Here is a 21,321-nt window from a genome sequence, read left to right as displayed (position 1 = left end):
TTGCATATTGCAAGAAAAAACCTGCGCCTCTATTTATTGAATATGACGAGATTGCGACCAGCCAAATGGAACGGATGCCCGACGCGCTATGCGGCAGGGCTCATTGGTGACAAGTGGTGTTTTCTAATCCTAAGGGACGTGCTGCTTTTGGGGAAAAGAACGTACAGCGAACTGCTCAATTCACCTGAAGGAATCTCAACGAACATTCTTGCAAATCGCCTGTCCAAACTAGAAACTGAAGGAATATTGGACCGAGAGGTTGATCCCCGCAAAGCCAGCAGGATTTGCTACTTTCCGACGGGAAAAGCTCGGGACCTTCTCCCTGCCCTACTCAACTTGATGTTATGGTCGACGAAGTATGATGAAAATACCGAAGCGCCAAACTCATTTGCTGAGGAATTGAAGAAAGATTTTTCCGGAGCGGTTGCCTGGTACGAAACAGAGATTGAGCGAGTAAACTCCGAGATTTTCTCAACCCCTAAATCGTGACTTGATCGAATGAGTCCATAATGGAAATTCGTCACTGTACCGTTTTGATTGCCCAACCAAACGCCTCAGGATTAAAAACTTGATATGTCCTAAGCGGCCATCAAAGAAAAATGTTTTTTGCACCCGAAGTGCCGTGGCCATGCCAGCACATCACTAGTTTAAATGACATCCTAGATTTTCCGTTTTGATTAAAACAGGTTTCCGAAATGTCCCTCCGCTCATTAGTTCAAAAAGAGTTCGACAAGATCGTCTTTCAGGATCTCGCGGGACTGGGCTTTAATAAGGTTTCGACCCGTTTAACCTCAAGGCCAATAGGTGAGTTCTTGGCGCTGGTGGGCCTTCAATTCAGCCATCATTCATCAGCAGGTGAGTGCGATTTCACGGTCGATTGCGGTCTAATGCTTCCCGGTGTTTGGGAACTATACTCCGGCCAAACGGGAGACGTCCATCAATTGAGTGAGTGTGTTTGTTTCGGCAGACTCGGATTTTTCTTTGATCAGCGAATGGATATCTGGTGGAGTTTTAGATCCAATGATGACTTGAAGTCACTGCACCAAAAACTTGCAGATATGCGCCTTGTGCGCCAAGTGCGTTTTTCAAGCGCGAGGTCAGTGCGGCGGACACAATCGAGGCCAGCACAAACAAAGTCGTACTCCAGGAATAGTAGTTCAGCCCACCTATTTCAGCGACAACCGAAGGCAGTATGGGACAACTTTGGAGGGAAGCATTCGATCGCGCGAAAGGATATCTGCAATCGGAGCCGAACTTGGATTTAAATTCGACTATTTTGATGAAATGCGAATGTACAACACATTCAAAGCTCATCAGTTAGTTAACTATGCCGGAGACTACGACAAATCCCAGGACGTTTCGATCAAGCTGTTTGAAGCCTTCTTCGGTCAAAGACAAAATATCAGTGACATTGAAATACTGGTCAAAATTGCAGACTCTGTAGGGCTGCCCGACGACAACGTGCGTAAAGTCCTTGAAGAAGAAAGCAGAGCCATGGCCGTTCGCACACGCCAACGCTACTGGACAGATTTAAGGGTCAGCAGTGTACCAACTGTGGTCATTCGACCGTCTTTTGCCGTTTCCGGGGCTCAAGGTGTGGACACCTATTCCAAAATACTCTTGGGTGCCCAAAGAAATTGAGCCGCTGCCCCGGAATCAAACACTGCGATCTAACAGTGAAGTAAAAACTCTTTAACGCCTCAGGTGACCTCAAAGGTTCACCGAAAGCGTTCAACAAGAAGACTAAGGAGATATATGTGAGCTACCAAAAGTACTTGAGAGAAGCATGCTATGTAGGCGGGGACTGGATTGCCGCTGACTCGGATGCTCTGATCGACGTCCAGAATCCTGCGACCGGCGAAGTGATCGGAACTGTTCCGAACTGCGGCACAGAAGAGACCCTGCGCGCAATTGAAGCTGCTAAACTAGCGTTCCCTGAGTTTTCATCGATGCCACTGCTCGAACGGGTCAATCTTCTTTGGGACCTGCAAGACGCCCTGCTGGACAACAAACAGAGCCTTGCGGAACTTCTCACAATTGAACAAGGCAAACCACTCGCTGAATCTCTGGGCGAGATTACCATTGGGGCTGCTTATGTCCGTTGGTTCGCCGAAGAAATCCGCAGAACCAAAGGTGAGATTGTTCCCTCGCCAACGAACGGCAGAAAGTTCCTTGTTACAACTCACCCCGTGGGCGTCGTTGGCATGATCACCCCGTGGAACTTCCCGTCATCGATGTTGGCCCGCAAACTCGGCCCGGCTCTAGCAGCTGGCTGCACCGTGGTCGCAAAACCAGCCACTGCCACGCCGTACTCAGGATTGGCCTGGGGTGCACTTTGCGAAGAGGTCGGATTTCCCAAAGGAAGCGTGAATATTCTGACAGGTTCTGCCCGTCAAATTGGTGGCGCGATAATGAGCTCTCCGGATGTACGCAAAGTTACTTTCACAGGTTCGACCGAAGTCGGAAAAGAACTAATCCGGCAGTCTGCGGACACAGTCAAGAAAGTCAGCATGGAATTGGGCGGCAATGCGCCGTTTCTGGTCTTTGAAGATGCCGACCTGGATGCCGCTGCTGAAGGTGCTATCATTTCGAAATTCAGAAATTCAGGACAAACTTGTGTTTGCGCCAACCGTTTCTACGTACACTCGGACGTATATGATGCATTCGTTGAAAAGCTTGTTGAAAAAACCAACGCCTTAAAAATTGGTAACGGCCTTGACGAAGGTGTTCAACAAGGGCCACTGATCGATGATGACAGCCTGGCAAAGGTAGAAGAACTGTTGGCTGATGCAGTTGACCGCGGTGCAAAAGTCGCGACAGGCGGAACCCGGCATGAGCTTGGCCATACCTTCTTCCATCCCACCGTGGTTACTGAAGCCAATCAAAGCATGCGCGTTGCGAAAGAAGAAATATTCGGACCACTCGCTCCTATTTTCCGCTTTGACAGCGAAAACCAAGCAATCGCTATGGCGAATGATACTGAGTTTGGCCTCTGTGCATACGCATATACCAAAGATTTTGGCAGAATCATGCGTCTCAACGAAGGGTTGGAGTACGGAATGATTGGCGTAAACTCTGGCCTGATCACAACGGTTGAAGCGCCGTTTGGTGGTGTCAAGGAAAGTGGTCTGGGCAAGGAAGGCGGTAGCCAAGGTCTGGAAGACTATCTGGACAAAAAATACACTGCCGTCGATTTTGACGTGGCAACCTAACCAAGTTAGGAAGCTGGTTTAGATTTCTTCCCGGGGTCTTATCCTCGGGAAGAGCTTGGGAGCAATTTTTACATTAAAGAATTTACAAATTTGTCCAATCCAAAGCGCCGGCATTTCGATTAAAAAGTTGAGCTTCCAAAATGAAGATAGGCTTGGCTGTTGCTTTACTTTTCGTAGTACTAGGCGGTGTCTTTTTGCTAGCGGCACTTTTGACGACACCAATGCACTCGGACATGGATCAGGCTGAAGAATCTTTTTCGCAGATTAATACGAGTAGAAAACCGTCAGCCAAGGCGAATTTCCTATGTAATGTCGGTTTAACTTTCGTTATTTTCGGGATCACCGGAATTACGATCCTAAAGTTCCTGGAAACCTATTACGGCTGAGGCCGAAATTGAATTGCACCTAATAAGTGAAACAGCATGTAGGAAATGATCAGCGTGGCTTCGTTCATAGCTTACTTCGATTTCACTCGATTTTTGCAAGGGACCTAGCAGCTGCTCAAAGGTAGTTGGGCTTTTACTATACATTAGATACACAGGACTCCCCGACCCAATCCTCTTTTCGCTTTTGGTACTTACTACGAGAGTGACTTAAGGATGCTTTGGATCTTCAATAAATTCCACCAAGTCCAACGTGCTAGAGTCTGACAAGCCGAAATTCCTGTCCGATCTAACGTAATCAATTACGTCAGACTTAAGCTGCTGATCTTTCTTTGCAGGATCTGGTGATTCAGCTAGCAACCAACCGATGACCATTCGCAAAAACCACTGATCAATTGTACCGTGAGTAGACAGCGTGAATTTTTTTGATAGTCACCTTGGAAGACATAACACTGTGCTACAAACCAAAAAGAGAATACGCGTCTATGTCAATAAACTAAAAGCTGACCGAAGTATAATTCTCCGGAGAGAACGCTACCTTAAATTCACGTACGTTGAGTGTTTTTGTGGCAGGTTTCTTCCTCTAAGACTGATGGCTTTGTGACTTCGGCAAGCATGGTTTCAATGGTGCGAGCAAAATCCACCCACACATGCGGCATAGCCCACAACGAGTGAAAGTTTTGTTAACTATTGAAGCGAGTTTAACTCCAAGTGGTTCTCAGGCGACCCGAACACGAAACCTGCGCTACAAATTGATAGCAGGGATAATTCTATAAATAGGACACTTTTTCAGTCTCAGAGTCCCGAAATGTACGGAGGTTTGCCTGCGTCACTGTTTGCGTATTTCCGGATATTTTTTCGGCTCTGAAAAATCGTTCATATCGTCGCGATACCAGCTTGGCTCAAATATTTCCCCAATCCAACCGTATACAGCGAACAATGGCTCGTTACCCGTTTGGATTGCGTGCGCCTCATTTTTTCGGTGCACAACAACATCGCCCTGATGTTTTCGATTTGGTTGCCCGCCAGTACCCACCTGAAACGACGCATCGCCGGATAGCACAACATAAAATTCCTCTGCGGGATGAGCATGTGGCGGGTAATATGTATTTGGCCCCATCAAGAACAGTCCCAAAATGACTTCGTGATTTATCAGTACCCCATCCGGCCCAACGCCTTCTCCGTTAGCGAACTCCGAGAGGAATGGTCTGCTCCAGTTGTTTTCGGCATAGAACTCAGCCCAATTGACATACCCAAAGGCTGAAAATGCAGCCTGACGCAGCCCATCCAAAGATGGCGGCACGCTTGCCCCAAAAACTTTTGGAGCATGGCGCAACGCTCGGACATTCGTTTGAGAGGGTGTCTTAGTATCAACAGAAGTCGTTTCGATACCGTCGATTGCGGACGACATTATGGCAATCAGTTCTTTTCGATCTTCTGAAGTTTGGCTGTCGATGTTTAGGAGAAGGTGCTCGGAAGTTCGTCGGGCCAGTTTTAGTAAAGCTCCAATCGCGTTTCGGTTCGCTTTCATTAACGTCAGGGCTCCGGCACTATTTTCTAGGCGCCTAAGTCGCCAAGAAGGTTTTATAAAGTGTTAACGACAAACCCAAAAACGACCTTTGTGGCCGATACGGCCTACAAACTTAGATTGTGAATTGTCTTCGAAACAGCAGTTGTCGATCGAATGAAAAAATAAGTTGGGCGGTCTAACGATCAGATTTAGAGTGTCGGTTTGTTGAAGCGCACCTAAGCTATTCTTTTTATGATATTTCGTTGAGTGCTTTTGCGGTTTCTTTTGCGCAGTTATTCAAAAAGGTGTCCCCCCTCTCCTACGAAAAGGGGAAGAGGGGACAGGGGGGGAGAGGAGGAGGGGGTACAAAATCAATTTTGGCAGAGTTTAATTCACGCTACCAACGCACCTGCGCTGCTTTTTAGCAACTCGGCAGCTTGAGAGACCGTTTTCTCAACAATTTGTTCAGCACTTTCGATTGTGTCGATCAAATCTAACGCCTCGCCAGCTATTAGAACCCGCGTCGCGTAATCATTGGGATCCGAGGCTTCATAGACCGCTCGCTGATTTTCGGCGTCTTGCTTCAGCGCTTCTATTTCTGAATGCCACTTTTTGGCAAAGTCATTCGAAACTACGCGACCGGTGAAGTGCCAGGGCCAATCCAGCCCTCTGGTGACATCGAAAACCTTCGACCGAACAGTGTCATCTCCTTTGGTTTCAACCAACAGCTGCTTGGCTTTCTCTGATCCAATTGCTTCTTTACTGGCCCAGAAACGCGTCCCCATCATAACGCCATCTGCACCCAACATCAGCGCAGCGGCCAGACCGCGGCCATCAGCTATTCCGCCTGCAGCAACGATGACTTGTTCCGGACCCGCTAAATCTCTTACAGCCGGCAGCAAGGCCGTCAACCCGCGGTCCATCCCGTGACCGCCTCCTTCTTGGCCTTGAACGACAATGATATCTACACCAGCGGCGATTGCTGCTTTGGCTTGCTCTAGCCGCTGAACCTGCCAAAGCGTCGGTACCCCAGCTTCTTTCGCCTTTTCGACGGCTTCGGTTCCGTCGCCAAAAGATAACATAAGTACTTTGGGGTTAAGCTTTAGCGTTTGTTCCAAAAGGCCCGGTTGTTGCAAAAGGCTCCAAGTGATGAACCCTACTCCAACCGCTTGATTGCCGGCTTCTTCGAATTCCGTGTTCATCCAATCGAGGTTTCCGTAGCCACCCCCGATCAGACCCAAGCCACCTGCTGACGTTACTGCGGCGGCAAGCTTGCCCCCGGAAACAAGATCCATTGGCGCCAGTAAAATTGGATGTTCGATGCCAAGCATCTCAGTCAGGCGGGTTTGAAGTTTTTGTTCCACGTCTTCATTCCTTAGAATCTCGTTAACCCCGATATAGCAAACCATTGATGCTATAAAAAATGATTGATTGTGGAATTTAATATCTGTAAATTCGATCTATGGATTTTTCATTGCTTCGAACATTTCTCGCTGTAGCCGAACAAGGTGGCTTTGCTGCCGCTGCTCAAAAACTCGGAACAGTGCAGTCTAACGTGACGCACCGTATTGCTCGTATGGAAGAGCAATACGGGCAAAAACTATTCACCCGCGGTCGCGGTGGCGCGCAACTGACACCGTTTGGAGAAATAGCGCACCTGCATCTGGACAGGTTGTCTGAAGAAATCAGGTCTGTTGAAAGCAACCTGAATGACATAGCAAATGGGTCGGGCAACCTTAGGCTGGGAGCGATGGAAACTACTGCGTCATCCCGATTGCCGACATTGCTGAAAGATTTGCGAGAGGCTTGTCCCGATGCTCGGCTTTCCCTGACGACCGGCCCAACTGCCCAGCTGATGCAGGCGGTTTGGAAACGTGAACTTGACGCTGCGTTCGTAGCAGGCCCTGTTGATGAAAACAGATTTCGGGCAACACCGGCGTTCGAGGAAGAACTGGTAATTGCATCTTCCAAGAACCTGCCGTCAGATCCTCCCTATTTGGTTTTTCCTGTTGGGTGCCACTACCGCGCAACCACTGAGACTTGGCTCAGGTCTATCGGAAAACCTGATACGGAGCTTCTGGAAATGGGAACTTTCGACGGGATATTGGGGTGCGTTGCAGCGGAAATAGGTTGTGCGGTAGCACCTCGAAACGCATTCAAAAACTCGTTAGCAAGTCAGAGCTTGGAGCTCTCGCCTCTTCCGCAGCCGTATTGCAACGTCTCGACATCCCTCATCATGAGAAATGACTACATACCTGTTCGGGCAGCAACTGAGCTTCTGCACCTTTTGACTTCTGAGCAATGACTGAAATAAAGTTGTTGACCCGTTAGGTGTTTCGCCGCACGAGGTCTATCTCGGTTTAAAAAGAACTCCCGTTTCTTCAGCCTGAAGTCGTTTATAAATTCCTGCAAAATTGTGTGCTGTGTGAGAAACGTGGGCACAAACTACAGTAATAACTACTATAGCAGCAGAAGTGTTTGAGATTTCATACTTCGCCGAAATCTCCGACTTAAAGCTATTTCCTGATAGACCGGTGTTCGCCGCCAACCATCCGCCTCAGCGCCAAGGCGATGTTAACGAGATCAATCGAACTCTCCTGAAGTTGGTGTCCAACATGGGAACGCGTCTGTTTCGCGTTCCCAGACAGCTGAATATTAGGCTAGCACCACGTCCTTTTGGTTTTCCCATCCTGATATGTTGCTATCTCCATTAACGCTCGTTTTTTTACATTTTTGAGAGTTACTGAGATCAAAATGAGATTTCACAATTACTCCTGATAAGTTTCTGTTATCGGGCTTAATTGAATTCTTGACGATTTCGGTTCATATTGCACTCAATGTCAGTTCCAGCGCCCTATATCCCCAATCTTACCCCTGCCCTTTCAGAAGCAGATCACGAAGCTCTGACCGACCTGTACATAGAGGGAACCCCGGCAAACACTTTGCGCGCTTATGAACGCGACCTCGTTTACCTGACCGCATGGAAATTGGCACGATTTCAAGAAGACCTTCTTTGGCCTGAGACTGAGCCAACCGCCCTGGCCTTTATACTCGACCACGCCCGAGACCTAAATGAGGCGCCCGAAGCAGAAGCGGCACGTGTTGCAGCGCAAGTGCTTATTGCGCAAGGGTTACGGCGAACTCTGGACTGCCCTGCCCCATCTACGTTGGATCGGCGTATAGCTTCGTGGCAGGCATTTCATCGCATGAAAAACCTGCGCTCTCCCTTTGATGCTCCACGTGTCAAACAAGCCCGGGCAAAAGCTCGCCGCGCTGCGGGTCGCCCCCCTAGTCCAAAATCAGCGAACCCTATTACTCGCGATATTCTGGAACAAATGTTAGCAACATGCTCTGGTACACGACGCGATTGTCGTGATCGCGCCCTACTAATGTTGGGATGGGCCTCAGGCGGAAGACGGCGGTCCGAAATAGTAGAACTCCAGCGCAGTGATGTTTCTTTGAAAGATTTCCACCAGAACGGTTTAATCTGGATTTCGCTGATAGAGACAAAAACGACCGCTAAAGGAAAGACACCGCGGTTGGTTCTAAAAGGTCGCTCAGCCCAAGCATTGATACATTGGATCGAGCTGGGCGCAATCGACAATGGGCCACTGTTTCGCCCGATATCAAAAGCTGACCGTGTTCTTAAGCGTCCACTTAGCCCCGATGCTGTTTATCAAATCGTTAAACATCGCTTGTCTTTAGCTGGTCTGCCAGATGGGTTTGCTTCACCGCACGGGCTTCGTTCAGGGTTTTTGACGCAAGCTGCGTTGGATGGTGCCCCGATACAAGCGGCCATGCGGTTGTCCCTGCACCGATCAATGGCACAAGCTCAAAAATATTACGATGACGTCGAAATCGCTGAAAACCCAGCGACGGACTTGCTTAAATAAGTAAGGCGCCGAGGTTCACCCAGCACCTTTTAAAGACATTCCGACAAAATCTTACCCGTGGGTAATATCTTCCTCTTCACGTAATTCATCGATCATAGTTGCTATTGCTCGCTCCAGTTTGGCGCGGTCCACCCTTGTAAAATCCAGATTGTACCTCAACTCGATCCGTCCGCTTGAGGCCGAGCACTTTGCAATTCCGTCCCTGCCCGAAACCTGAAAGGTAGTTTTGGCGCGGCGCGGTTTTTCTTGACCTTGAGCGTTTTGTTTCCTTTCCGGGGCGGCGGCCGAATTCAGAAATTCTCGCAAAATAGATATCTCGCGTGCACCGTCCCTATCAGGTTCGCCGTTTAATGCGGCACGAAGCCGATGGACCAATCCAGGATCAGAATCGAGCCTACGCTTGAGTTCAACCCCAACATTCCGCGGTATTTCATTGGGATGGTTCAAATCTTCACCCAGCATCATAATCAGACTGGCGAACGCTCGTATGTAGCTGCGTTTGGTGTAACTGGCTGATTTAAATAGGATTGTCACCGCTTTGTCGACATCTGCACAGTCATTGTCCGGCTCGGCAGCATAGGCTAGGGCGAGGGTACCCATTTCTGCAAACGAGATATCCTTTCGGATCAAATTTTCATCGACCATACGACGGTAACTGTCGCCCAGATCTGCTCCGTCTGAAATTCCGGCTGGAATGGCCGCATATTCCTGCTCACCTGTTTCCTCAAACAAATCTCGGTAAGCGGATAGTCGACGCATTCCCTGAATCAAGTCGAATCGACCATCAGCTCGGCGTTCGACGCGGATCGGATTGGATAACCCAATGTCTTGAATCGAAGCCTTCAGTTCCTCCAACTCTGCATCCGGTCCGGGTTTCCGATCCCTTGTCAGTTTTTCAGTAACGACGTCATGCAGGGCAATTCGCTCGGTAACTAATCCTTCTGACCGAAGCCGTACCAGCTCGTGGGCGAGGCGATCATTCTCTTCTCTTATGGCATCTTGAGTTGACTGCTGGTCCCGCAAAGCCTCTGCATTTTCCGTAATAGCTGCCGCCATTGGGCCGCGTCTTTTTTCCGACGCTTTTTCCGGAACCTTGCTGGCAGGAATATCTTCCATCGCCGGCACATCGATATCAAACATTCTGCGCTTGCGGCTCATGCGTCATCCTCCAATTTGTCCCAGGCCGACAACATCACGCCCCGAAACTCTTCATATGCATTATCAAAAGTCGAACGGGCACGACGCCACGTCTCACGTGTCATTTCTCGGTAGTCCATCTCATAGACTGAACTTAGGAACCGCCCGGATTGCTCAACTGCTCGGGTCATTTCGACCGGATGCTCAGCCAAATGATCGCCAAAAACCTTACGGAAGGCGTCATACATCGCCAAGTGCAATGCATTTCCCGGCTCATATCGCGTCAAAAGGAAACGCACCTCAGCGAAGGCTTTGGGTAGACTAATCTTACCCGTGGGTAACGTTTTATCGAACCCATAGGCTAAATCTTCCAACGCTTCAGCCAGCTGTCCGATGAATGAAGTAGTCGAATCATATTCCCAATATCCAGGACCAGACGGTATGTAGAGCATATCCGCCGCGAAGACAGCATTCATCGATTGATAGCCAATGGCCGGCGGGCAATCGAATAAGATCAGATCGTAGGCATCATCTGGTATCTGATCCAAGTAACGTGATACAGCAGCAAAGAACGACCACTCTGGATTCAGATGCCTATACTGAGCCGACGCAAACTCCACAAAGGCAGCATTCGCACAAGAAGGTATGGCGTCGATGGTGGACCATGACGTTTGTTTGATAAAATCTGAGATCCTGAGATCCCCCAAACCCATGTCAGTTATTGATGGGGGAAGCTGACGGTGGGGCAGGGCAGTACCAGATTCAGCAGCCACTGACCGGCTGTTCATCCGCTCAGTCTCACGGATCAAATCTCGGGCCATGATACCCCAAACGGTAAAGTCCTCCGATACGTCAGTCAGGCCCATGGAGTGGCTGAGCGTGGCCTGAGGATCAAAGTCTACGACAAGCACTCTGTAACCATCAAGCGCAGCCGCATGGGCCAGGTGCAGCGCCACGGTTGATTTTCCTGCACCTCCCTTGAAATTCGCGACCGCAGCCCGAATCGCTCGTTTACCGACCGGACGCTGAGGCATTAGTACCTTGCGGTTCAACTTGAGCCGACGGCGTAACTCATTGACCTCCTCCAGACTGAACCATCGCTGCCTCCCCTCTGGCTCTACCTCGCCACCTGGCAGCGATGGGTCTGCCGCCAACTTTCCCCGAAATGTCGACTGGTTGATACGAAATATCAATTCAGCCACCTCCCAACTGGAGAACCTGCGCAACGTCTTTTCCATCTCGGGACTGAATGTCTGTCGTCGTATCCAGCCCTGCAGTTTAAGGGACTGCGTGCGCAATGCGTTTAGGTCTTCGTGCGTGTACATGCCTCAGGTCTCTTTTTTGGACGTAAATTTTTCTACCGTTATTATTTACGCTCAGTTTGCGAATATAGCAAAATAAATTATTCTTACTTTGAGACCTTACCCATGGGTAACAAACTAAGGCAGATTGCAACCACAAACGAATTGCCGGGGACTGCAACCACTGATTCTTCCTGCAGAGGAAAGAAAACAAGATTTAGGGGGACATTGGAGGCCCTGTATCAGAATATAGGGGGACAATAAAGTGCTTTAAGGGGACACTCAGGCTGTCCCCCATCACCAAAGTTCACCATTTTTATTTGAGTTTATTGAATGAATTTAGTGTGTATTCTACTCCGCACTTGACAGAATCGGCGCAATGGACGCTAATCAGAGAACAAATCGGAAAAGCGTTGACAAACGGCGCTAATATGGCGGCAAATGTCGCTAGAGGCAGTTTGAGCGGTGAGGAGGACAATGCAGGTTGCAATACCGGTGGGACGTAGCGCGCCTGCCATAAAATACGACATTTTATCCGCACTGACAGTTTTCGCTTTGTCTGGTGACAAACATCTTCAGAGACGCATACTCCGGCTCGTTTGTCTGATTACGACAAGATACAACTGGCGCAAAAATGAACTTTCGATAGGTCGAGAAGAAATAGCCCGTTTATGGTCAGTGGAAGAAAGAACTGTAAAGCGCGAAATGGCCAAATTCCGATCGAACGGATGGGTAACGGTAAAAAGACCTGCCGCCCGAGGGCGCGTGGCAGTGTATGCGTTGGACCTGCGACAAATTCTACTGGATTGTTCCAGCGCGTGGCCTTTAATCGGACCAGACTTTCTGGACAGAATGTCGACCGCCCCAGAACCAACGACCAATGTGATTCCCTTTCAGGCGAAAACCGCTTCAGCCAACGCAAACGGGGATGATCTTTGGACACAAGTGCAAGCTTTTCTGCATGAAAGAGACCCAGAACTCTGGTCGAGCTGGTTCCAGCATCTGACCGAAGCAAAAAGGGCAGGGGGCTGTGTCACATTGGTCGCGCCATCAAGGTTTATGGCAGATTACATTTCGCAAAAGTGGACAACACGGTTGCTGGCAGCTTATGGCCGAATAGACCCAACCATTAGATCCGTTAGGATCGAGATGACTGAATGATGTATTGGCCAATGATACCTTGAGGTGAAATGCAACCAGCGAACGGATTGACGTTGCGACAAATACTCTTGAATTTCAGCTCGCGAGTTATTTAATCGGCGCGTCTGGGTTAAAATTTGGTGGAACCGATACCGGGCTTGCCCCAAATTGTCTTGCCGACTATCTAGCTAAAAATGGATCAATCGCCGGTGGCGCGCCGCCTTCGCCTGTTCCAATTGAAATGAATGTGGAAAATCGCATTGAACAAGTTGAAACAGAAACTCGCCAACGAATTGGATGAATCCGTTCTGTGGCGGCTGTTGTCGGAAAACATGCGGGCGCAGGTTGTGCCGTACACCGTTGCCGTGATCGCGATGGCTTTTGTCGCGGCGACCACTGCTGCGGTAGCTTTCATGATGCGGGACGTCGTTGATTCTCTTTTCGACAGCGGCAATTCCGCTAGGATCGCTGGAGTGTCGTTAGCGGTTTTTGTAATTTTCGTGATCAAGGGAATTGCAACTTACGTTCAGGTCGTTGCAATGACGCGGGCCGGAAACAGGATCGTTTCAATCCAGCAGATCAAACTTTACGACAAGCTTCTGAGGCAAGGTGTCTCTTTTTTTAATCTGACTGAAAGCTCCAATCTGCTGATGAAAGTTACGCAGACAGCTCGGGCGGCCCGAAAAGTTATAGAATTAATGGTCACGAGCGCTGTACGTGACACGCTCACACTTATTGGTCTGGTTGCGGTAATGTTTTATCAACAGCCGGTACTTTCTTTGTTTACTCTGATTATTGGCCCACTTGCGATTTGGGGCGTAAAATCGCTTTTAGAAAAAGTTAGGGAGATCGCTGACATGGAACTGCAATCCATGGCAGCGATTATGAAAGTTATTCAGGAAACGTCGCGTGGCATCCGCGTCGTTAAAACTTTTGGCCTGGAAGAGCGCATGGCCAATCAGATGTATTCCGCGGTAAAAAGCGTTGAAAAGCGTCGCAACAAGCTAGCCCGTCTACAGGCAGCTACCAGTCCGTTGATGGATATTTTGGCAGGATTTGCGATCGCGTCTGTAATTGGCCTAAGTGCCGGAAATTTGTTTGGTTCTAACGGGTCGACTCCGGGGGAGTTGATGTCATTTGTCACAGCTGTGATGATGGCTTATGAGCCTGCCAAAAGACTTTCCAGGGTGCGCGTAGGATTGGAAGTCGGACTGCGTCAAGTTCGTATGCTTTTCAAATTGTTAGATGAACCAGAAACGCTACCTGAAAACGAAAATCCCGAAACGCTCCCGGAAGGCCCTCGTCAGTTAGTGTTCGACAGTGTCACTTTTGGATACAAAAGTTCCGATCCCATTCTCAAAGATCTGTCGTTGACTTTTGAAGCGGGTCAAACAACTGCTTTGGTAGGATTATCTGGTGGCGGGAAGTCTACCATTCTTAATCTAGCGCTTCGGCTATACGACCCTCAATCCGGCAGCGTTCTGATCGATGGTCAGGACATCAAGAAAACGTCTTTTCAATCATTGCGCAGCAACTTGTCCTTTGTCGGGCAAGAGACCTTTTTGTTCTCAGCCTCTATTTTGGACAACATTCGGTTTGGACGCGAAGGCGCGTCGAAAGACGAGGTAATTCAGGCGGCCAAAGCGGCAAATGCTTATGATTTTATCATGAAGCTGAACGAAGGCTTTGATACAATGGTGGGCGAAAACGGAGCGTTCCTATCCGGCGGTCAGAAACAGCGTCTCGCGATCGCCCGAGCCTTATTGCGTGACAGCCCGATTTTACTGCTTGATGAACCTACCAGCGCTTTGGATTCGGAATCCGAGCATTTGGTACAAGAAGCACTTCGTCGTTTGACGAGTGGTCGAACGACCATCATTGTCGCGCACAGATTGTCAACGATCCTGCATGCTGACAAAATAATGGTGATAGAAAACGGTCAGGTCGCCGAAGAAGGCAACGCAAAAAAGCTGCTGGAGCACTCGGGCCCATTCCGCACACTTTATGACCACCAATTCGCAGATGCTATGAAAGCAGGATGAGCCAAGTGGCATTGTGGTTCATGACCGAGGGTGAAGTTGTATGGATGCCTCGGTAATCATTCCGTCTTATCGAAGTTGGGACCAACTTCAAGCCTGTTTGGATTGTTTGGCAAAGCAAACTTTGAGTTCGGATAGGTTCGAGATTCTAGTGGTTAACAATGACCCGTCTGATCCTGTTCCTCAGGAATTCAGGTTGCCGTCGAATGCTCGGCTTATGAAGGAAGCGAAGCCGGGGTCTTACGCAGCGCGAAACTGCGGTATTCGCGACGCTACTGCAGACCTCCTGTTCTTTACGGATTCTGATTGCCTTCCAGTACCGGGCTATTTGGAAGCAGGTTTGCGCATAGCTGATGAGAATCCAGAGGTCGGGCGGTTTGGCGGCGAGGTTGTGCTGGTACCGAATGGTGAGGATTGGACATCTGCCGAACTCTATGACCGGTTTTTGGGGTTGGAACAAAAAAAATGGGTCGAGAGGGGCCGCGCGGTCACAGCAAACCTAATCGTTCGTCGACGTTTGTTGGAAAAGATAGGCCCGTTTAACGATACCGTGTTGTCTGGCGGTGACATGGAGTGGAATGATCGGGCCAAAGCTGCGGGTGCACCGATCATGTTTGCCGCTGAAGCTATCGTCCGCCATCCAGCGCGAGGAAATCTGCGGGACCATGTTACCAAGGCTCGGAGGATCGAGGGCGCGCGGCTGCGTCGCAACGCGAGCCGCGGATGGGTGAATTACATTCCACCAATCCACAAGCTTATCCCGTCCTTCAAGACATTGATAAAGTTATTGAGAAACCCTGAACTAGAAACACGTCAGGCATTTGCTGTCTGGGGTGTGCAATACGTTATTCGTGTGGTCAAAATCACCGAAACAATACGGCTTTTGTGGCTGCGCCGACCGGATCAAAGAACATAGTTTCCGTTTCGGTGTAGCGAGCCCAATGCGCCATTGAAGACGAGTGCCCTCTGTAAGGTTCAACTGCCTACGCCGATATACGTCTCGAAACCGGCACCCAAAGCCAAGTCAGAAGAATATACATTTCGCAAATCGACCATGCGCGCCGTTTTCATTGTGCTGGCCAAGTCGGTCAGATTTAGAGCGCGGAACTCGTTCCACTCCGTCATAATGACCACTGCATCGGCACCTTTGGCTGCTATATAAGGATCGTCCAACCATTCCACACCGGGCAACAACGCTTCGCCTTCGGCGCGGCCTTGTGGGTCCACAACGCGCACTTTAGCGCCGCCGCCAATCAGCGCCGGAACAATTGTCAGAGATGGAGCATCTCGCATATCGTCAGTGTCTGGTTTGAAAGTCACACCCAGTACAGCGATGGTCTTTCCATTAAACCTGTCGTCGCAGACCTCGCGGATTTTTTCGATCATTCGTGCCTTGACGGCATCATTGACGCGAATGACCGTTTCTGTGATCTGCATTGGATATGCGTGTTCTTGCCCGATCCTGGCTAGGGCCGCCGTGTCCTTGGGAAAACAGGAGCCTCCATAACCGGGACCGGCACGCAGGAATTTGTTTCCGATGCGTCCATCCAATCCGATCCCGCGTGCAACTTCCTTGACATCCCCGCCAACCCTTTCGCACAACCCGGCAATTTCGTTAATGAAAGTGATCTTGGTCGCAAGAAACGCATTGGCTGCGTACTTTATCAACTCGGCACTTTCTAAATCTGTATTCAGTATTGGAAAGTCGCGTAAATATAGAGGGCGGTAGATTTTGGCCATAACTTCGACCGCACGTTCGCTTTCCACGCCAACAACAACGCGGTCCGGGCGCATAAAGTCGTCAATCGCGGCTCCTTCACGCAAAAACTCAGGGTTCGAAGCCACGTCAAACTCCGCCTCGGGGTTAGCCGCTGCTATTACTTCGTGCACTTTGCGATTTGTACCAACGGGCACTGTGGATTTGGTCACGACTACCACATAGTCGGTGATAGCTTGCGCAATTTCCCGCGCTGCGGACATCACGTAAGTCAGGTCCGCGTGACCGTCGCCACGCCGGGTTGGCGTTCCAACCGCGATAAAGACCGCATCTGCCCCGTCGACAGCGTCGGCAAGGTCTGTGGTGAAGGTCAATCGGCCCGCTGACACATTCTTGGCCATTAGAACATCCAGGCCTGGTTCGTAGATAGGAACCTGGCCCGATTGCAGCATCTCAATTTTGTCGGTAGCTTTGTCGACGCAGATAACGTCATGGCCGAAATCCGAGAAACACACGCCTGACACCAGGCCAACATATCCAGTGCCGATCATTGCAATGCGCATATTCAAATTCCTTTTATGGGCTCTTGCGCCGGAATACGCTTAGAAACAAACGGTATTCAAGCGCTTTTCTGCGTGAATGTCAGCGTTTCGGTTCAAAGCTGATGGCGTTCTATCAATTTTCACATTCTTCGTTGTGCGCTGGAAATCGCCGCTTCCCGATTCTCGCAATTTAGGTGTTGTGCATACATAGCAAGTCCGTTTGGATTCGGTAGATGTTTGCTTCATATTGTGTGAGATAGAATTAATTGATTTTTTTGGCGGGCCACGCAGTCGAGCCGGGTCGGTGACGGGTAAAAATGATGACCAGAAAACTAACACTCGCGCCGAGGGCATTTATGTCCTCGCGAGATAAAAAAGTGTGGCGCAACCGTATTCTATTAATACTTTCGCCGGTGCTTTTGCTGCTGTCGCCTATTTTGCTGCCGATATACTATATCCACCGGAAACGAAAGGGAAAACCCCTGTTTTCTGGCAAAAGCCTGACTGGACCATTGGTAAAGAAAGAGGTTGGCCGAATGGGCTACCTTGCGGGATCGCTCAGTTCGGTGCCGCCATCGCCGTTAAATATGGCGGAAGAAGCGCGAATAGACGCTTTGCCCGACACATTCGCCTTATGTCGAGTAATTGGAAATGACCTGGCACCGCGACACAAAGCCGGACAATCGCTTGAGAATGTCAGATTCATTCTTGAAAATGAACCTGACCTGGAAGACTGCACCAAGATTTGGGTTTTGAACCGAATTTTTGATCCGGAGAACGAAGCCGACCTAATCGCGTTGTTGGATCAACACGACCAAATTTATGAACGCATTCCATTTGAACCTGAAGCGCTGCAGAATATTGGTTATGATTTTTCAACGATTTCAGACCCGATTGTCTTCGCTGACGGATCCATAGATCAACTGGAGGAAAATTTCCGTTCATTGGTCACTTCGCAGGTGTATCGTGCGCGAAACAATTACGTCATGAACAACAATGGCGCACGAAATTTTGCGTTGGAGTTTTCATTGAAGCAAGCAAAATGGGCGTTGCCGTTTGATGGAAATTGTTTTTTTACGCGAAAAGCTTGGGAAGCTTGTCGCAGCGATATTCTTGCTCACAGAGACAAGAGATATTTTACGGTGCCGATGGCCCGAATGCTGGATAACAGCGATTTGTTACTTGATGACTTGACACCGAACGCAACCGAGGAACCCCAGATTGCGTTTCGATGCGATGCGCCTTTGCGGTTTGCTGTGTCGCATCCATATGGGCGTCGACCCAAGGTTGAACTGTTCTTGCATTTGGGCATTCCTGGTCCTTGGGAAAACTGGTCAAATTTCACGTTTGACATTCCACCGCGCAAAGTGTCCCCCGAAGGACATCGTGTGGGGCAAGCCGGATGGGTTGCCCGATTATTTTCTGGACAGACGAGCTTGGAAAAGGACGCTGACAACACCATTCGAGATCGAGGCGTTGCAAGAAACCTGGCCATACGCGCGACGTTGGATATGCTCGAAGCCCGTCCTATGCAGGAGCGTTTGGAATCCGGAAAGCCGGTTTTCTATGATCTGAACCGTATAGAAGCGCTGGCTGCTTGCCCTTCATCTTTGGAACGGCCAGATATTCTTGCCGCAGCAGACGAGGCGATGCACCGTGGACCCTATTCGGTAGTGGACAAACCAGATCCGGGTCCAAGTGGTGACTTGCATGACTACTTTCACCCAGCCCCTTATTGGTGGCCGGATCCCCAAAAACCTGCTGGCTCACCCTATGTAAGGCGAGACGGGCTTCGTGTCCCGGGCACGCAGCTCTATGAACCGGAAAGTGATAAATTTGACCGCACGCGGTTGCAGAGACTCTTTGACGACTCTATTGCTCTCGCATTGGCGGCTCGATTAACTGAAAACGATGCGTATCGAGAGCACGCCAATACTCTGATCCAAACCTGGTTCATTGACCCCGCGACGCGAATGAACCCGAATCTAGTTTACGCGCAGGTCAGACGGGGTCACAACGGCGACCGTGGATCTGAAAACGGTCTAATTGAAACTAAGGATTTTTATTTTTTCCTTGATGCTGTGCGTTTGCTGGAAGACGATGAGCTTTCCGAAGGCGTGAGGAAATGGTGTTTAGCGTTTCTTGAGTGGTTTAAGACCAGCAAACAGGGAATGTTGGAATCCAAGCACAAAAACAACCACGGGACTTGCTTCGATCTACAAGCTGCGGCCCTAGCTGCATTTGTCGGGGACACCGCTACATTGCAAGAAGTGAATTTGCGTGCACAGGCACGCATTCTTGGGACAATTACTTCGAACGGTGAACAACCGCATGAAATGACCCGAACGTTGACGCAGCACTATTGTGCGTTCAACCTTCAAAGCTGGATTAATTTATTCGATTTGCTAGAAGGAGTCGGATTGCGCCCGTGGAGCAGCGACGCGGCGGACAGGTTGATCCAAGCCATGCGGCTGCTTTTGAACCAGTCGAAGAACGGCTGGCGGTACCAGCAGAAAGAGCCGTTTGATATGGCGCGACTTGCCCCCATTGATGACGCACTGTGCCGAAGAACCGGGCAAAGTCTCTTGGAAACTGATGACGCATCCGCGTGTTTCAATCCTCATGATGGCATTGCTCCTTTTTGGAGGCTGACTCGCAGTGGATCACCGCACTAGTTTATGTCGGCTATCGTTGTAACGGTTTGGTTTTCCTTGAGTCGAGCGCAGACGTTCTTACTCAATCTGTTGTTGCAAGTTTCAAAATGATCTGGATGATCGTCGCCACCAGGGCCGGAAGTTCCGGTCAACCGTGCAAAAGCACGGACTAACAAAAGTGGGAGATAATATGTCTTTTAAATCTTTGATGGTCGCCGTAAGCGCGACTGCGATGATTGCTGCCGGTGCCTCGGCCGAAACGCTGCGTTGGGCACGGGCAGGGGATTCGCTGACCTTGGACCCGCATGCGCAGAACGAAGGGCCTACTTCGGCAATGGCGCATCAGATCATGGAAACGCTGGTAATGCGCGACCACTCTGGTGCAATTGTCCCGTCGCTTGCAACTGAGTGGGCCCCGTCCGAAGAAAACCCGAACGTCTGGGTTTTCAAACTGCGCGAGGGAGTAACTTTTCACGATGGTGCGGAATTTGACAGCGAAGACGTCGTATTTTCGCTGAACCGGGCGATGACGCCGGATTCTGATTACAAGGAATTGTTAGCCTCTGTCAAAGAGGTCCGGGCGCCGGACAAATATACGGTCGAGATCGAAACCAATGGTCCGAACCCTATCATGCCTAACAACCTGACGAACATGTTCATGATGGATAAGGCTTGGGCCGAGGCCAATAACGCGGTCAAGGTTCAGGATTACGAAGGTGGCGAAGACACATTTGCGGCCAAGAATGCAAACGGAACGGGCCCTTACAAGTTGGTTAGCCGCGAGCCGGATGTGAAAACGGTTTTGACGGCCAACGAAAATTATTGGGGAAAAGACGAGTTCCCATTGCAAGTGAGCGAGATCATCTACACCCCAATTCAGAACGCGGCAACGCGCGTTGCCGCGCTGCTGTCAGGTGAAGTGGACTTTATTCAGGATGTTCCCGTTCAGGACCTTGAGCGTGTCGCCGGAACGGATGGTCTGGATGTGCGCACTGCGCCTCAGAACCGTGTAATTTTCTTTGGAATGAACATGGGGGATGCAGATCTGGGTTCGGACAATATTGATGGAAAGAACCCGCTGTCAGATGTCCGAGTTCGCCAGGCGATGTCCAAAGCGATCAATCGCGATGCGATTAAGCAAGTCGTTATGCGCGGCCAATCTGCACCCGCGGGAATGATCTCGCCACCGTTTGTGAACGGTTGGGACGCTGATATGGACGCCTCTTCCTCGACCGATCTTGAGGGAGCCAAAGCGCTGATGGCGGAAGCCGGCTATCCGGACGGCTTCACCTTGACTTTGAACTGCCCAAACGACCGTTACATCAATGATGAGGCGATCTGTCAGGCTGCAGTTGGCATGCTAGCACAGATCGGCATCACCGTGAATCTGGATGCCAAGCCAAAGGCGCAACACTTCCCGTTGATCAACAATCTGGAAACAGATTTCTACATGCTGGGTTGGGGCGTTCCGACTTATGACTCTGAATACATTTTCAACTTCCTGGTTCATACCAAGGGTGAAAAATACGGTTCGTGGAATGGCACGCGCTATAGCAACCCAGAGTTGGACGCCAAGATCGTGTCGCTTGCCTCGGAGACTGATCTGCCTGCACGGGATCAACAGATTGCGGACATCTGGAAGGTTGTCCAGGACGAGCAATTGTACATCCCGATACACCATCAGGTTCTCAATTGGGGCATGAAATCCAACGTAGGGACCGTTGTCGAGCCTGAAGATTCTCCGAAAATCAAATACTTCACGATGAAATAATATCGCTTGAAAAGCAGACGGG

Annotated in this window: 17 protein-coding genes; 12 read left to right on the top strand and 5 right to left on the bottom strand. The window is 49.9% G+C overall.

Annotation, left to right across the window (positions count from 1 at the left end):
• Positions 1-42: 42 nt before the first annotated feature.
• The 5 genes from AC2FNV_RS14345 (at position 43) to AC2FNV_RS14325 (ending at position 3,598) form a co-directional block, all read left to right on the top strand.
• Positions 43-489: a winged helix-turn-helix transcriptional regulator gene (locus AC2FNV_RS14345; RefSeq protein WP_170605605.1), complete on the top strand. Its 447-nt coding sequence runs from the start codon at positions 43-45 to the stop codon at positions 487-489.
• 206 nt (positions 490-695) lie between these two features.
• Complete coding sequence (locus tag AC2FNV_RS14340) at positions 696-1,265, top strand: DUF4304 domain-containing protein (protein WP_170605607.1); 570 nt, start codon at positions 696-698, stop codon at positions 1,263-1,265.
• Positions 1,204-1,641 (top strand): DsbA family oxidoreductase, encoded by a 438-nt coding sequence (locus AC2FNV_RS14335; protein ID WP_170605609.1) that lies wholly within the window; start codon positions 1,204-1,206, stop codon positions 1,639-1,641. Before AC2FNV_RS14340 ends, AC2FNV_RS14335 begins: the two co-directional genes overlap by 62 nt.
• 116 nt (positions 1,642-1,757) lie before the next feature.
• Complete coding sequence (locus tag AC2FNV_RS14330; protein WP_170605611.1) at positions 1,758-3,212, top strand: NAD-dependent succinate-semialdehyde dehydrogenase; 1,455 nt, start codon at positions 1,758-1,760, stop codon at positions 3,210-3,212.
• A 140-nt stretch (positions 3,213-3,352) separates the two neighbouring features.
• The gene (locus AC2FNV_RS14325; RefSeq protein WP_170605613.1) at positions 3,353-3,598 is read left to right on the top strand and encodes a hypothetical protein; all 246 of its coding nucleotides are present in this window, start codon (positions 3,353-3,355) and stop codon (positions 3,596-3,598) included.
• 826 nt (positions 3,599-4,424) lie between these two features.
• Here the strand turns inward: AC2FNV_RS14325 and AC2FNV_RS14320 are convergent.
• Positions 4,425-5,126 carry a dimethylsulfonioproprionate lyase family protein gene (locus tag AC2FNV_RS14320; protein WP_170605615.1) on the bottom strand — a complete coding sequence of 234 codons (702 nt, stop codon included), beginning with the start codon at positions 5,124-5,126 and terminating at the stop codon, positions 4,425-4,427.
• A 371-nt stretch (positions 5,127-5,497) separates the two neighbouring features.
• Positions 5,498-6,469 carry an NAD(P)H-dependent flavin oxidoreductase gene (locus tag AC2FNV_RS14315; protein WP_217362376.1) on the bottom strand — a complete coding sequence of 324 codons (972 nt, stop codon included), beginning with the start codon at positions 6,467-6,469 and terminating at the stop codon, positions 5,498-5,500.
• A gap of 110 nt (positions 6,470-6,579) precedes the next feature.
• Here AC2FNV_RS14315 and AC2FNV_RS14310 point away from each other — a divergent pair, with 110 nt between their 5' ends.
• The gene (locus tag AC2FNV_RS14310) at positions 6,580-7,410 is read left to right on the top strand and encodes a LysR family transcriptional regulator (RefSeq protein ID WP_170610613.1); all 831 of its coding nucleotides are present in this window, start codon (positions 6,580-6,582) and stop codon (positions 7,408-7,410) included.
• A 532-nt stretch (positions 7,411-7,942) separates the two neighbouring features.
• A complete protein-coding gene (locus tag AC2FNV_RS14305; RefSeq protein ID WP_170605619.1) occupies positions 7,943-8,998 on the top strand; it encodes a tyrosine-type recombinase/integrase in 1,056 nt (351 codons plus the stop codon).
• Between the two features lie 51 nt (positions 8,999-9,049).
• Here the strand turns inward: AC2FNV_RS14305 and AC2FNV_RS14300 are convergent, their stop codons facing one another.
• Positions 9,050-10,156, bottom strand: a complete 1,107-nt coding sequence (locus tag AC2FNV_RS14300; protein ID WP_170605620.1) for a ParB/RepB/Spo0J family partition protein — start codon at positions 10,154-10,156, stop codon at positions 9,050-9,052.
• On the bottom strand, positions 10,153-11,460 hold the full coding sequence (locus AC2FNV_RS14295; RefSeq protein WP_170605622.1) for an AAA family ATPase: 1,308 nt from the start codon (positions 11,458-11,460) through the stop codon (positions 10,153-10,155). The genes AC2FNV_RS14300 and AC2FNV_RS14295 overlap by 4 nt, the downstream gene beginning before the upstream one ends.
• Before the next feature lie 453 nt (positions 11,461-11,913).
• On the opposite strand from AC2FNV_RS14295, the gene AC2FNV_RS14290 reads away from it, so the two are divergent.
• The 3 genes from AC2FNV_RS14290 to AC2FNV_RS14280 all read left to right on the top strand — a co-directional run bounded on the left by AC2FNV_RS14290 (position 11,914) and on the right by AC2FNV_RS14280 (position 15,531).
• Positions 11,914-12,597 (top strand): DnaA N-terminal domain-containing protein, encoded by a 684-nt coding sequence (locus tag AC2FNV_RS14290; RefSeq protein WP_170605624.1) that lies wholly within the window; start codon positions 11,914-11,916, stop codon positions 12,595-12,597.
• Between the two features lie 239 nt (positions 12,598-12,836).
• On the top strand, positions 12,837-14,618 hold the full coding sequence (locus AC2FNV_RS14285) for an ABC transporter ATP-binding protein (protein ID WP_217362377.1): 1,782 nt from the start codon (positions 12,837-12,839) through the stop codon (positions 14,616-14,618).
• A 40-nt stretch (positions 14,619-14,658) separates the two neighbouring features.
• The gene (locus AC2FNV_RS14280) at positions 14,659-15,531 is read left to right on the top strand and encodes a glycosyltransferase family 2 protein (RefSeq protein ID WP_170605626.1); all 873 of its coding nucleotides are present in this window, start codon (positions 14,659-14,661) and stop codon (positions 15,529-15,531) included.
• 59 nt (positions 15,532-15,590) lie between these two features.
• Here AC2FNV_RS14280 and AC2FNV_RS14275 read toward each other — a convergent pair whose 3' ends face one another.
• Entirely contained in the window at positions 15,591-16,895 is a 1,305-nt protein-coding gene (locus AC2FNV_RS14275; protein WP_170605628.1) for a UDP-glucose dehydrogenase family protein, read from the bottom strand.
• 515 nt (positions 16,896-17,410) lie between these two features.
• Between AC2FNV_RS14275 and AC2FNV_RS14270 the strand changes: the two genes are divergently transcribed.
• Positions 17,411-19,549 (top strand): alginate lyase family protein, encoded by a 2,139-nt coding sequence (locus AC2FNV_RS14270; RefSeq protein ID WP_254442530.1) that lies wholly within the window; start codon positions 17,411-17,413, stop codon positions 19,547-19,549.
• A gap of 169 nt (positions 19,550-19,718) precedes the next feature.
• Positions 19,719-21,299, top strand: a complete 1,581-nt coding sequence (locus tag AC2FNV_RS14265; RefSeq protein ID WP_170605630.1) for an ABC transporter substrate-binding protein — start codon at positions 19,719-19,721, stop codon at positions 21,297-21,299.
• The last annotated feature ends 22 nt before the right edge of the window (positions 21,300-21,321 follow it).

This window comes from Ruegeria sp. BHSA163 (assembly GCF_059613365.1).
Note: the sequence above shows the minus strand (reverse complement) of the source record. Positions and strands in the feature narration are given on the sequence as shown.

What these genes read in the sequence shown, in the direction of transcription:
- AC2FNV_RS14345 (WP_170605605.1), top strand. Translation starts at nt 43, where the DNA reads ATGACGAGATTGCGACCAGCCAAATGGAACGGATGCCCGACGCGCTAT.
- AC2FNV_RS14340 (WP_170605607.1), top strand. Translation starts at nt 696, where the DNA reads ATGTCCCTCCGCTCATTAGTTCAAAAAGAGTTCGACAAGATCGTCTTT.
- AC2FNV_RS14325 (WP_170605613.1), top strand. Translation starts at nt 3,353, where the DNA reads ATGAAGATAGGCTTGGCTGTTGCTTTACTTTTCGTAGTACTAGGCGGT.
- AC2FNV_RS14320 (WP_170605615.1), bottom strand. Translation starts at nt 5,126, where the DNA reads ATGAAAGCGAACCGAAACGCGATTGGAGCTTTACTAAAACTGGCCCGA.
- AC2FNV_RS14305 (WP_170605619.1), top strand. Translation starts at nt 7,943, where the DNA reads ATGTCAGTTCCAGCGCCCTATATCCCCAATCTTACCCCTGCCCTTTCA.
- AC2FNV_RS14300 (WP_170605620.1), bottom strand. Translation starts at nt 10,156, where the DNA reads ATGAGCCGCAAGCGCAGAATGTTTGATATCGATGTGCCGGCGATGGAA.
- AC2FNV_RS14295 (WP_170605622.1), bottom strand. Translation starts at nt 11,460, where the DNA reads ATGTACACGCACGAAGACCTAAACGCATTGCGCACGCAGTCCCTTAAA.
- AC2FNV_RS14290 (WP_170605624.1), top strand. Translation starts at nt 11,914, where the DNA reads ATGCAGGTTGCAATACCGGTGGGACGTAGCGCGCCTGCCATAAAATAC.
- AC2FNV_RS14280 (WP_170605626.1), top strand. Translation starts at nt 14,659, where the DNA reads ATGGATGCCTCGGTAATCATTCCGTCTTATCGAAGTTGGGACCAACTT.
- AC2FNV_RS14275 (WP_170605628.1), bottom strand. Translation starts at nt 16,895, where the DNA reads ATGCGCATTGCAATGATCGGCACTGGATATGTTGGCCTGGTGTCAGGC.
- AC2FNV_RS14270 (WP_254442530.1), top strand. Translation starts at nt 17,411, where the DNA reads ATGGGCTACCTTGCGGGATCGCTCAGTTCGGTGCCGCCATCGCCGTTA.
- AC2FNV_RS14265 (WP_170605630.1), top strand. Translation starts at nt 19,719, where the DNA reads ATGTCTTTTAAATCTTTGATGGTCGCCGTAAGCGCGACTGCGATGATT.